The 12,246-nt window shown below is 48.4% G+C and carries 15 protein-coding genes; 14 read left to right on the top strand and 1 reads right to left on the bottom strand.

Annotation, left to right across the window (positions count from 1 at the left end):
* Window positions 1–118: 118 nt before the first annotated feature.
* The 3 genes from yihA to CR164_RS03330 are packed head-to-tail and all read left to right on the top strand — an operon-like array spanning window position 119 to window position 2,373.
* Window positions 119–697 (top strand): ribosome biogenesis GTP-binding protein YihA/YsxC, encoded by a 579-nt coding sequence (yihA, locus tag CR164_RS03340; protein ID WP_110022688.1) that lies wholly within the window; start codon window positions 119–121, stop codon window positions 695–697.
* A 30-nt stretch (window positions 698–727) separates the two neighbouring features.
* Window positions 728–2,017, top strand: coding sequence for an adenylosuccinate synthase (locus tag CR164_RS03335; protein ID WP_110022687.1), 1,290 nt, complete (start codon window positions 728–730; stop codon window positions 2,015–2,017).
* Between the two features lie 32 nt (window positions 2,018–2,049).
* Window positions 2,050–2,373, top strand: a complete 324-nt coding sequence (locus tag CR164_RS03330) for an MTH1187 family thiamine-binding protein (RefSeq protein WP_110022504.1) — start codon at window positions 2,050–2,052, stop codon at window positions 2,371–2,373.
* A 241-nt stretch (window positions 2,374–2,614) separates the two neighbouring features.
* Here CR164_RS03330 and CR164_RS03325 read toward each other — a convergent pair whose 3' ends face one another.
* Window positions 2,615–3,157 carry a hypothetical protein gene (locus CR164_RS03325; RefSeq protein WP_146204130.1) on the bottom strand — a complete coding sequence of 181 codons (543 nt, stop codon included), beginning with the start codon at window positions 3,155–3,157 and terminating at the stop codon, window positions 2,615–2,617.
* A 519-nt stretch (window positions 3,158–3,676) separates the two neighbouring features.
* Between CR164_RS03325 and bchN the strand changes: the two genes are divergently transcribed.
* From bchN to CR164_RS03265, 11 genes are all read left to right on the top strand, one after another.
* A complete protein-coding gene (bchN, locus tag CR164_RS03315) occupies window positions 3,677–4,942 on the top strand; it encodes a ferredoxin:protochlorophyllide reductase (ATP-dependent) subunit N (RefSeq protein ID WP_110022686.1) in 1,266 nt (421 codons plus the stop codon).
* A 77-nt stretch (window positions 4,943–5,019) separates the two neighbouring features.
* Window positions 5,020–6,612, top strand: coding sequence for a ferredoxin:protochlorophyllide reductase (ATP-dependent) subunit B (locus CR164_RS03310; protein WP_110022501.1), 1,593 nt, complete (start codon window positions 5,020–5,022; stop codon window positions 6,610–6,612).
* A gap of 43 nt (window positions 6,613–6,655) precedes the next feature.
* Entirely contained in the window at window positions 6,656–7,483 is an 828-nt protein-coding gene (gene bchL / locus CR164_RS03305; RefSeq protein ID WP_110022500.1) for a ferredoxin:protochlorophyllide reductase (ATP-dependent) iron-sulfur ATP-binding protein, read from the top strand.
* Window positions 7,484–7,882: 399 nt separating this feature from the next.
* Window positions 7,883–8,611, top strand: a complete 729-nt coding sequence (locus CR164_RS03300) for a class I SAM-dependent methyltransferase (RefSeq protein WP_110022499.1) — start codon at window positions 7,883–7,885, stop codon at window positions 8,609–8,611.
* Window positions 8,612–8,616: 5 nt separating this feature from the next.
* On the top strand, window positions 8,617–9,042 hold the full coding sequence (locus CR164_RS03295; RefSeq protein ID WP_110022498.1) for a GNAT family N-acetyltransferase: 426 nt from the start codon (window positions 8,617–8,619) through the stop codon (window positions 9,040–9,042).
* An 11-nt stretch (window positions 9,043–9,053) separates the two neighbouring features.
* Window positions 9,054–9,755 (top strand): haloacid dehalogenase type II, encoded by a 702-nt coding sequence (locus CR164_RS03290; protein ID WP_110022685.1) that lies wholly within the window; start codon window positions 9,054–9,056, stop codon window positions 9,753–9,755.
* The gene (locus CR164_RS03285; protein ID WP_110022497.1) at window positions 9,752–10,054 is read left to right on the top strand and encodes a helix-hairpin-helix domain-containing protein; all 303 of its coding nucleotides are present in this window, start codon (window positions 9,752–9,754) and stop codon (window positions 10,052–10,054) included. The genes CR164_RS03290 and CR164_RS03285 overlap by 4 nt, the downstream gene beginning before the upstream one ends.
* A gap of 2 nt (window positions 10,055–10,056) precedes the next feature.
* On the top strand, window positions 10,057–10,545 hold the full coding sequence (locus CR164_RS03280) for a GNAT family N-acetyltransferase (RefSeq protein WP_167392931.1): 489 nt from the start codon (window positions 10,057–10,059) through the stop codon (window positions 10,543–10,545).
* A 48-nt stretch (window positions 10,546–10,593) separates the two neighbouring features.
* Window positions 10,594–10,860, top strand: coding sequence for a TfoX/Sxy family protein (locus CR164_RS03275; RefSeq protein WP_110022496.1), 267 nt, complete (start codon window positions 10,594–10,596; stop codon window positions 10,858–10,860).
* 50 nt (window positions 10,861–10,910) lie between these two features.
* Entirely contained in the window at window positions 10,911–11,279 is a 369-nt protein-coding gene (locus CR164_RS03270) for a hypothetical protein (RefSeq protein WP_110022495.1), read from the top strand.
* 142 nt (window positions 11,280–11,421) lie between these two features.
* Window positions 11,422–12,084 carry a hypothetical protein gene (locus CR164_RS03265; RefSeq protein ID WP_110022494.1) on the top strand — a complete coding sequence of 221 codons (663 nt, stop codon included), beginning with the start codon at window positions 11,422–11,424 and terminating at the stop codon, window positions 12,082–12,084.
* The last annotated feature ends 162 nt before the right edge of the window (window positions 12,085–12,246 follow it).

Below are 12,246 nucleotides of genomic sequence, written 5' to 3'. Positions count from 1 at the left end.
GTTAAACATTTGGGTTTTTGATACAAGGTGTTTAGCTTTCCGGTTTAGCTTTTACCCGGTTTTGCAACTTCGAATCGCTGCTCCCGGACCTTTCTTTGATTTGGGTTACTGTTATGACATGAAAATACGAAACGCAAAGTTTTATAAAAGTGTTTCCGCCCTCGATCAGCTTCCCGAAGAGCAGTTCCCGGAAATTGTTTTTGTCGGAAGATCGAATGTCGGAAAATCGACTCTGCTTAATTCGCTTACAGGGAAAAAAGGGCTGGCAAAAACAAGTTCAACACCTGGAAAAACCCAGCTTATAAATTATTTCGTGATTAACGATACCTGCTATTTTGTCGATCTTCCCGGCTATGGGTACGCTAAAGTGGGAAAAGGCCAAAAACAGGAGTGGGGAAAGCTGCTCGGTGATTATGTGCGTACTCGTGACCGCATTGCACTCGTTGTCATGCTTATCGATTCCCGCCATCCGGACATGGAATCCGACCGTCATATGATGGAGTTTCTTCAATATTACGATCGCTCTTTTGGGATTGCGTTGACCAAATATGACAAGCTGAAACAAAAAGATAAGGCGCGTGCCGGGCATGCCGTGAAAAGTTACTCGTTCAAATCCAAATTTATAGTAAATTACTCGGCCCTTTCCGGGCAGGGAAAAGATGAGCTTTTAGAACAACTTGCCATGTATACAGGTTAAAAAAGAATTGTCGTGAAAGAAAAAACAAACATGCAGCAACCATCGGCTTCAGCAACGGTCATTGTCGGGACTCAGTTCGGCGACGAGGGAAAAGGGAAACTGGTTGATTTTCTGTCATCGAAGTTCGATGTGGTTGTTCGCTACCAGGGTGGTGCAAATGCCGGTCACACCATCTGTTTCGACAACAAAACGGTCGTACTTCATCTCATCCCGTCCGGGATATTCAATGAAGGCTGTACTTGTGTCATCGGAAACGGAGTTGTTATCGATCCGAATGCCCTGCTCGATGAAATACGACAGGTCGAAGAGCTTGGTTATGACGTCAAGGGGCGTTTGTTCATCAGCCACAACGCTCATCTTATCATGCCGTATCACAAACTGCTCGATTCATTACACGAGAGTGCCCAGAACAAGAAGAAAATCGGCACAACCGGGCGTGGTATAGGACCGAGTTACGAAGACAAGTTTGCCCGTAAAGGCATACGGGTGGTCGATCTGCTTCATCCTGAAATTCTCGAAGAAAAACTTCGTTCCAATCTGGAAGCCAAGAACAAGCTGATCAGGAATATTTATGGATCCGAGGAGATAGATATCGATACCATGGTTCGCCAGTACTCCGAGTTCGACGAGATTATCAACCCCTATGTCACCAATACGCAGCTGCTTTTACACAAGATGCTGCGTAAGGGAAAGACGGTACTGCTCGAAGGGGCGCAAGGATGCCTTCTGGATGTCGATCATGGAACGTATCCGTATGTAACGTCATCCAACCCGACAGCAGGCGGTGCTTCGACAGGATCGGGGATAGCTCCGAACTACATCGGTAACGTTATCGGGGTTGTCAAAGCGTATATGACCCGTGTCGGTAACGGGGCGTTTCCGACGGAGCTCAATGACGAGACCGGTGAGAAACTCGGTACAATCGGTAACGAGTTCGGAGCGACAACTGGCAGAAAGCGCCGTTGCGGCTGGCTCGATCTGGTCGCTTTGCGTTATTCGCTGATTGTCAACGGTGTGACGGAAATAGCTTTGACGAAACTCGATGTACTCGATTCATTCAGCGAGATATGTGTTTGTACTTATTACACGCTCGATGGAAAAAAGATTACGGACTTTCCGACGGATGACCAGACGCTCAGCCGTGTGACACCGGTGTACAAGCCTTTGAAAGGCTGGAATGCATCGAATGCGGCAGCAAGATCTTTCGATGATCTGCATACCGAGACAAAGGCGTTCATCTCGTTTCTCGAAGAAGAACTCGATGTGCCGGTAACGTTTATTTCGGTTGGTCCCGGCAGGGATGAAACCGTTTTCAGGTGATGGTTCAACGGCTATAGTGGCAAGGAGAGATCATGGCATTGATGGATATAACGGTTGTTCCGCTTGACAAGGGTTCGAAAGGGCTCAGCGCCGGTGTCGCAGAGCTTCAGAATATTCTCCAAAAGAGTGGCCTGGATTACAGGCTTCATGATATGGGCACTACCGTTTCGGGTTCCGCCACCGAGCTTTTTGCTGTGGCGGAGCGGCTGCATGAACACTTGTTTACAGCAGGAACACAACGTGTCTATACGGTTATCAAGATCGACGACCGCAGGGACAGGGAGGTTACTATCGGCGAAAAAGTCGCCTCGGTTGAACGGAGGATGGGCAGTTCCGGCACCAGCCCTCGCTCATAAACGCGATGTATGGCTTCTCTGCTCTCGGAAGAAAGCTATGAGGTTGTCTCAAAAGAACTGCTTCACGATTATCGGTCAACGTTTCCGATAGAGAGTCATGCCGCACTCGATGCGGCATCCATACTGACTTTCATTGGAAGATGGATCCCCGGGTCAAGCCCGAGGATGACTAGAGAAAGAGTAATTATAGGACTAACGAGACAGCCTCTTGAACGGTCCATCTCATGGAAGGATTGTTTTTTCAGGGAGTTTCGTACGTGAGCGATGAAACGACAAGCTCGACCCCCTTGGCGACTTTCGAGTGATGCTCGTCTGCTACCTGGTCTACAACAAAGCATACCTGGTCGGCAACGGATTTGCGCCTGTAGGTTCTGGTGTGCGGTGTCTTTACACCCAAAATGTCCATGGAGAATTGCTCTGAAAGAATTTCGTATTCACCCGATTGTCTTATACTGCCAAATACCGAATCAGTGACATCCCCAAAAGGAACCTCTTCTTTGAATGATCGAGCATAGATTTCTGCAAACCCTTGTATATCGCGAGCGTCATCTGCCGGGAACATAAAGATTGTTACCAAAAGACCAATTCCCGGGGACTCGATCAAAAGGTGCCGGAGTTCTCCTTTCTTGCCATCTTCTGTTACTTTCCAATTTCCCGGGTATTGAAATTCCAGTCCGGCATTGTTGTGGGCTCTTGGATTATCTACCTCTGCGCTTCTTTCGCCACAACCTGTCAAGAATAGTGATAGAAGTACCAAGCAGGAAATTTGAATCATGTTTTTCATTGATGTCTCCCTGACAGTATTCATTATATGTACTCCGGGTAGTAGCAGAAACCTATATAAAGATGAGCTGCATATTTTTTTCGTGCTACTTGAATTGTATTATCACCCTGCAGCGAAGGAAAAATAGGTTTTTCTTACGACTCTTCCGGGGTTATGCTTATGTTTCTCAGTAACTTATACTTTCCAAACATCCTCCGCAATTTCGCCATGGTTTTCGAACAACTACAAATAATAATAGCTACGCAGCCTCTCTCCCATGTTGCAGACGGGGCAGAGAAGTATGGTGGAAAGATCGGATTTTGCGGCAATCCGTCACATGTCGTTAGAAGTGGCTCCCAACCAGCAATGGTCACTCCTGTTTGGTTGTGCTAAGAGGGGCGATCATAGGTTTTCATTTCTACCTATTATTCGTATCTTCAATTCTTTATATTCAAAGCTTGACGGTTGCAGAATCTGAAGCTGTATTCATGGTGTCACCCGAAGGATGCGGCGTCAGCAAATTTCAGGAGGAAGGAGCTCATGGCGTCAGTTCCGGGCACAACTCATTTAATTAAAGAAGACAACGTTACTCATAGTTTTTGCGGTCTTGCCAGTGTCGGCTGGCTGTACCAGAAAATCAAGGATAGTTTTTTCCTGATTCTCGGCACCCATACCTGTGCGCACTTTCTCCAGAATGCTCTCGGTATGATGATTTTCGCGAAACCCCGTTTCGGTATAGCGCTGATGGAAGAGAGTGACCTCTCGCGGCAGGACCCGAAACTCGAAGACGTTATTGCTGAAATCAGGAGAGACCATCACCCTTCGGTTATTTTTCTGCTTTCTTCCTGCACGCCTGAAGTCATGAAAGTCGATTTCAAAGGGCTTGCGCATTCGTTGAGCACTTCTGAGGTTCCGGTGCTTTTTGTGCCGGCGAGCGGACTCGTCTACAACTTTACCCAGGCGGAGGATTCGGTGCTTCAGGCAATGGTGCCTTTTTGTCCGGAGGCTCCTGCCGGAGAAAAAAGTGTTGTTTTTGTCGGATCGGTCAATGATTCCATTGCTGATGATCTTCGTTCCGAGGCTGAAGAACTCGGCATCAAGGTAGGAGGGTTTCTGCCCGAAAACCGCTTCGATCAGCTGCCTGCGATCGGGCCTGATACCGTGCTCGCTCCGATACAGCCCTATCTTTCGAGAGTTGTTTCCAGGCTTAACCGTGAACGGGGTTCGAAAGTGCTTCGCTCTCTTTTCCCTTTCGGGCCTACGGGAACGAGGGTTTTCTGGGAAGATCTGGCGGCCATGTTCGATATAACAGTAGACTTGCATGAAAGGGAGCAGGCGGCATGGGACCGGATTTCAGACCAGGTTGACCTGTTGAAAGGCAAAAGGGTGTTTTTCACGGCGGATACCATGATGGAACTGCCGCTCGCCCGTTTCCTGAAAAACGTCGGGGCAGAGGTCGTTGAGTGCAGCAGCGCATATATCAATAAAAAGTTTCATGCACGCGAGCTCGAGGCGCTCGATGGCGTCAAAGTGGTCGAGCAACCCAACTTTCATCGTCAGCTGCAGGACATCAAGCAGGATAATCCTGATCTGATCGTTACCTCTCTCATGACTGCCAATCCTTTCGTCGGGAACGGATTTGTCGTCAAGTGGAGCATGGAGTTCACGTTGATGCCGATTCACAGCTGGTCCGGAGTTTTCACGCTCGCGAACCTGTTTGTTTCTCCGCTTCAGCGCCGAAACAAGCTTCCTGAGTTTGATGAGTCGGTGTGGTTGAAGGGAGTGATGCCGAGCGCCGGGCATTGAACACGATGGTTTCGGCTGAACCGAAGTTCGGGTAAGAGCAAATAATGGAATTGCAATCATAAAGAGGATTACAAAGCATGCGTTTAGCTTTCTGGCTCTATGAGGGAACAGCGCTTCACGGGATAAGCCGTGTTACCAACAGTATGAAAAATGTTCATACGGTCTATCATGCCCCTCAGGGAGACGATTATATAACCGCAACCTATACCATGCTGGAAAGAACACCGGAGTTTCCCGCTCTTTCCATCAGTGTTGTCAGAGGCCAGGATCTTGCCCGTGGTGTGTCACGGCTGCCCAGTACCCTGGAGCAGGTTGAAGAACATTACCATCCTGAAATCATTGTTGTCGCTCCAAGCTGCAGTACCGCTCTTCTTCAAGAGGATCTCACTCAACTCTCCCGGCATTCAGGAGTCGATCCCGACAAGATTATCGTACATGACGTCAATCCTTTCAGGGTTCAGGAACATGAGTCGGCTGAAGGTTTGTTTACCAAGCTTGTGGAGCGGTATTCGCTTGAACAGAGTGTGACCGAAAAACCAAGTGTCAACTTGTTAGGGTTTACATCACTTGGATTTCACCTGCGTTCGGACCTTGTCAGCCTGCGCCGGATTCTCAAAACTCTCGGTGTTGAAGTAAACGTCGTGGCGCCATGGGGCGCGGGTCTTGAAGAGTTACGAAATCTTCCTGCAGCATGGCTCAATATCGTGCCTTACCACGAAATGGGACGGGGTGCAGCACATTACCTTCGTGAGAAGTTCGGAATGCCCTCGGTTCAGGGGACGCCTTTAGGAGTAGAGCCAACGCTCGACTGGATTAGAGAGCTGCTTGAGAAACTGAACGTTATTGCGGAAGAGAAAGGGTTACCGGCGCTTGCAATGCCGCCTTTGACCGATTTTTCGCTTGACGGGCTGAGTGCACCGAGCGGGGTGCCGTGGTTTGCCCGTACTGCCGATATGGAAAGTTTCAGCGGTAAATGGGCGTTTGTTTTCGGTGATGCTACACACACTGTCGGTATGGTCAAGTTTCTCAAGGATGAGCTTGGGATGCAGATCATCGGCGCGGGTACCTATCTTAAAGAGCATGCCGAATGGATTCGTGAACAGCTCGAAGGGTATCTGCCGGAACCGCTTATGGTGACGGACAAGTTCCAGGAAATCTCGAAAAAAATCGAGAACGAAATGCCGGATCTGGTTTGTGGCACGCAGATGGAACGGCACAGCTGCCGGAAGCTCGATGTACCGTGCATGGTTATTTCAACACCGACGCATATAGAAAATCACCTGATCGGGTACTATCCTGTTCTTGGATTCGAGGGGGCTGATGTACTTGCCGACCGGGTCTATACGTCATGTAAGCTCGGACTTGAAAAACACCTTGTTGATTTCTTCGGCGATGCCGGTCTGGAATACGAGGAAGAGGAACCGGCAGCGACATTGAACGGTCAGCCAGGATCTTCAGCAGAAAGCGGTGAAGAGGGTACGCAGTTCGGAGAAGAAGGCGGTGCGGACGGAATGCCATGGAGCGCAGATGCTGAAAAAATGCTCAAAAAAGTACCGTTTTTCGTTCGCAAGAAGGTTCGTAAGAATACCGAGAATTTCGCCCGTGAAAACGGTGAGACAAACATAACCGCCGAGGTTTTCAAAAGGGCCAAAGAAGCTTTGGGCGGGTAAGCAAGTATCGTATCGTTAATAATTTAATCTTTGCGTTGTCACCATGAGTTTAATCCTTGCTGTTTATGGAAAGGGAGGTATCGGGAAGAGTACAACAACCGCGAATATTTCAGCAGCGCTTGCACTGAAAGGCGCTAAAGTTCTACAGATCGGCTGCGACCCCAAGCATGACAGTACCTTTCCTCTTACGGGTACCCTGCAGAAAACCGTGATCGAGGCTCTCGAGGAAGTTGATTTTCATCACGAGGAGCTGACCGAGGAGGATATCATAGAAACCGGTTTTGGCGGTGTTGACGCGCTGGAAGCCGGCGGGCCTCCTGCCGGAAGCGGGTGCGGTGGCTACGTTGTTGGTGAAGCGGTCAAGCTTCTTCAGGAACTCGGTGTCTATGACCGTTACGATGTCATTCTGTTCGATGTTCTCGGCGACGTGGTCTGCGGCGGGTTCAGTGCTCCATTGACCTATGCCGATTATGCGGTGATTATCGCAACCAATGATTTCGACAGTATCTTTGCGGCTAACCGCCTTTGTATGGCCATCGAGCAGAAAAGTACACGCTACAAGGTGCAGCTTGCCGGAATCGTCGCAAATCGTGTGGACTATGCGAAGGGCGGTGGCACCAACATGCTTGAACAGTTTGCCGACAAGGTCGGTACCAAGCTTCTTGCACGGGTTCCCTATCACGAACTGATCCGCAAGAGCCGTTTTGCCGGAAAGACCATGTTCCAGATGGAAGACGGGTCGGATAAAGACGAATGTGTCAAACCATACAACGAGATTGCGGATTTCCTTCTTTCCAAGGAGCCTTCGGCTTCCGTTCCGGCACCGATCGGCGACAGGGAGATTTTCGACATTGTCGGAGGATGGCAGTAAAGAAAGGCAAAGGGCAAAAGTCAAAAATGAGTGAGTCGTCGAGCTGTTGAGAGGACACAAGAGCCCGAAAACAAATCTGTTACAGAGCTCATAATAGAGCTTTACTCCACCATGAATAACCGGATTCTCAATTGATCTCCGGGTAAGACCTGTGAAATAGTTGTTTTGGATTTCACGAGTCAAGCCCGAGGATGACTGAAAAGAGAAAACTCAGTACTTTTTCAGACGTGTTCGTCCGTTATCATATCATCACTAGACAAGGGCAGCTTTCGGGTTGCCTTTTTGCGTGTAAGGTTACTTGTGGGTTGAATTTCCTTGTTTCTTGCGCTTAGGGTGAAGATATTATTGAAGTATATCTGTCGAGGAGTTGTTTGTGAATGTTCTCATGAAAGAAAATTTATGGTCATGCCATTTGAACAAAAATACTCGGTAGAGGAGATAAAGAATCATTTTGATAATGATGTTGCAAGGTTTTCGAATCTTGACACCGGGCAAAAATCGTTAATTGATGCTCCTTTGTTGATGGAACTGATTTCGCTCTCTGCGTTCAGATCTACGAAAAATATCAAGCGTGTTCTGGATATTGGCTGCGGGGCGGGGAACAGCACGCTCAAGCTGCTGCAATATGTCGGTTCTTTTCATTGTGATCTTGTTGATCTCTCCCGTCCAATGCTTGACAAAGCTTGTGAACGGATTGGAAAGGTCAACTCAGGTGTGATACGGTCTTTCCAAAGCGACTTCCGCCATGTTGATTTGGAAGAATCAAGCTACGATGTGATTCTTGCTACAGCTGTTCTGCATCATTTACGGGATGATGGTGACTGGGAGGCTGCTTTCAGAAAAATTTTCCAGTTGACTGCACCGGGGGGCAGCGTCTGGATTACCGATCTTGTTTCTCACGAAACCGAACCGGTTCAAAAGCTTATGTGGGAACGCTATGGTTACTACCTTTATGCTGCCGGGGGTGAAGAGTATAAGGACAAGGTTTTTGCAAATATTGAGAAGGAGGATACTCCACGATCAGTTCCCTATCAGTTGGATCTTCTGCGTCACGTAGGGTTCAGGCGTGTAGAGCTGTTGTATAAAAACGAGTGTTTTGCGGCGTACGGAGCGATTAAAACTGACTAAAAAAAATGAGTGTTCAATACAAAACAGGAACCGACGGTATTGACTGGGAGGCTTTGGGAGATCTCTATGAGGAAGTCGGACTTGTTGCGCAATTTGGAAAAAAGAGAGATGTCGGGGTAATCAAAGATGCCTTTCAAAATAGCTGGAAGGTCGTGACGGCATGGAAAGAGGGGAAACTGGTTGGTGCCGGGCGATTGATTTCGGATGGATTATGCTATGGAACCGTCTACGATGTCGGTGTATTGGAAGCATGCCGGGGAGCGGGCGTCGGGAAAGGTATTATGGAAGCCTTGCTGAAAGGAAACGAGCATCTTCTCATCTATCTCACCTCGACCTTTGGCAATGAGGCGTTTTATAAAAAGCTTGGTTTTAAAAAACATAAAACCGCCTACGCAAAGTATCCGCACGTGTCCGAATATCTGGAACAGTAGAGGGTAGCATGATGAACCCTACGCTCGCGTTCGACGTTTATGGAACATTGATCGATACCCATGGTCTTGTATCGAAACTTCGGGAAACAGCCGGTGAAAAAGCTGAGGAGTTTTCCCGAATCTGGCGGGAAAAGCAGCTCGAATACTCGTTCCGCAGAGGGTTGATGCAGAACTATGAGTCGTTTGCGGTTTGTACCCGCGACGCGCTTGATTACGCCTGTGCTTTTTGCAAGGCGCCTCTTACTGCAAGGCAGAAGGATGATCTGCTTGAACGCTACCGCACGCTTCCGGCTTTCGGTGATGCAGAGGAGAGTCTGAAGGCGCTCAAAGCATCAGGCTTCCGTCTGTTCGCCTTTTCCAACGGCAGTGCGGAAGCTGTCGAGACGCTCCTTGCGGCAGCAGGCATCAGAGAACAGTTCCTCGGAGTGGTCAGTGTTGAAGAACTGCGGTCGTTCAAGCCGAACCCGGCGGTGTACAGCCATTTTCTCAGGAAGTCGGGTGCGAGCGGAGATGGAGCATGGCTCATTTCAAGCAATCCGTTCGATGTGATCGGGGCACTATCGGCAGGTATGCGGGCGGCTTGGGTCAAACGTTCTCCCGAAGCGATCTTCGATCCTTGGGGATGTGAGCCGACACTCACTGTTTCAGGCCTTGACGAGCTTGAAGAGCATATTTCAGCATTTATGGTGAACGGAGGGGTACAGGTGAGATGAATCCAGCAAACGTTAGCAGAAACAAGCTTGAAAAGCTCACCGATCTTCCCAACATCGGACCCGCAATAGCGTCCAGCCTTCGTTTGTTGAGAATCGACAAGCCGGACGATCTTGTCGGACGGTCACCGCTTGAATTGTATCATATGCTCTCTTCGATTAAGGGTAAGCGCCAGGACCCCTGCCTGCTCGACGTACTTATTTCCATAACAAGGTTCATGGATGGCGATGACCCACGTCCTTGGTGGCATTATACTGCAGAACGAAAGAGGATGTTCGGAGTTCATCAGGAAACTTCATAGATATGATTGCAGATATTTCCATAAAGCCGGTTCAGGAGGGAGACTATCACGAGCTTTCCCTGATGGTCGGGGCGTTATTGGATGAGATAATGGCTGTGATAGATGAAAAGGTCTTTACCTTTGATCAAAAAGAAACCGAAGCTCGGTCAAGGGAACTGGTGGCCAGAGGGAAATATTGGATTTTTATTGCCAGGGAGTCTGCCACTGGCGGTTCGGTGGGTTTTGTGTCGCTTTATGAGAGTTACGCGCTGTATGCCGAGGGAGCTTACGGTACTCTGCCCGAATTATATGTCCGCCCCCAATGGCGGTCGCAGTCTGTCGGAAACATGCTCTTGCAGACAGTCAATGCCTTTGGCCGTGAAAAGGGCTGGAACAGGATAGAGGTGACGACACCGCCTCTGCCTGAATTCGAACGGACGCTCAGGTTTTACGAAGCAAACGGTTTTTCGATAACAGGCGGGAAAAAGTTGAAAAGAGATGTCACTCCCTGAAGTAAGGTTGATCAGCGCGGGAATCTTCATCATCCACTTCGAAAAAATATGGTACGCAACAGATCACTGACCGAGTTGAAAAATATCGGGAAGAAAATAGCTGAACGTCTCAGTGAGGCAGGTATACATACCGAAGAAGCGCTGAGGGCGGCCGGGCCGGTCGAGGCACATAAAATGATCAGGGGAAACCATCCTGATGAAACCTTGCCGTTATGCTACTACCTCTATTCATTCGAGGGCGCTTTATGTGATAAACATTGGGACGCTATCGGAGAGGAGAGAAAACGTGAGCTTAAACGGGCAATTGCCGATTAATCTGTTCTGCTTTAGTTGCAGATCAAAACCACTTTTTCTGATTGTCACCTATGAAGATATTCTGGAGCTATGCCCGGCTTGACGATATGAAGCCGAAACGCAAAATCTCGAAACTACGGAAGGAGTTTGAAAACGTTCTGTCGCAGACGGTCGGGAAGAAATGCGAGGTTTTCTTCGATACGGATTCCCTGAACTGGGGCGTGAAGTGGAGGGAGGAGATAGGGGGTTCACGCAAGGCTTTTAAAAACACGTTCAAGGAGGACGGCGAGGAAGCGGAGATCAACAGGCAGTTGAACAAAGCGTCTTTTGCTATTGCTGACCTGCAAATGATGGATTTCCGCGAATTGCGCAACGAAAAACTCGATTCAAAAAAGGTTGAGAATTTTCTGGACAGAATGGCTGGGGCGGTTGGGGTATGAGTAAAAGCCGGGTTTGTTGAAGGTTTTCGAAAACTTGGAGAAAGCGTTTTATTCAAGGAGAAAACGCTATTTAAAGTGCGGTAAGTATACAAGGTACAAGCATGACATCGGCTCACTTCATGCGGAAAAATAAAGAAAAACTATGATAGATCAATCTCATGAGTACGTGACTCTTCGTGAAGAATTGCTCCAGGCAAAACGGTATGTTTTTGAGAGACCACTGGTAATCGTGGCATTAGGGGTTGGAGTGCTTACGACGCTTGATGTGGAATATATGGGGACAATGGCGCTTGTTTTGGCGAGCTTGCTCCTTTTCAATTTCTGGTTCACCGTGAATCGTCTCAGGAGTGCAGCCAGGATTATCGCATATATACAGTTGGAGCTGGAGGGTAGGACCGATGGTGCATGGGTTGGCTGGGAGTCATGCCTTCGATATTATCGCAAATGGTTGACGCTTGACTCAGCGGGAGCGGAAAAGAATGTGGACATTGAAACGGAGATCGATAAAGATGCGGTACCTGACGCGATGCTGCATTATCCGCCGATATATTACCTCCATATCGCTCTCATGCTTGCCGTAGCGATTTGGTCAATAACGGTCACGTGGATTGGATATAGTGCCGTCAATGTGCTTTGCAGCATCTGTATTGTGGTTCTTTCCGCTATTTTCGGTTTGGAATCTCTCAAGTACAAACCATCGGTAATTGCCGCTTTGGTTGAAAGAAACCGTGTGGTTTGGCGGCATGTGTTCGAGTACATGCAAAAAGACGGAGCAAAGCCTGTTGTCGCCGGTAAAAAGGGGTAGTTGGTGCCAGATTTCTTCCTGCCCTGTCACTCGGGTGACGTTGATTTGCAAACTTACAATAAGAATCGCCCTTATTTTAGTTTCAGGCGTTATCCTAAAATAACGTTTTAGTGAGCATGGGATTATGACTCCAACTTCAACTGCCAAATATGTTGCTCTAAA

The organism is Prosthecochloris marina (genome assembly GCF_003182595.1).
GTDB classification, from domain to species: Bacteria; Bacteroidota; Chlorobiia; order Chlorobiales; family Chlorobiaceae; genus Prosthecochloris; species Prosthecochloris marina.
Note: the sequence above shows the minus strand (reverse complement) of the source record. Positions and strands in the feature narration are given on the sequence as shown.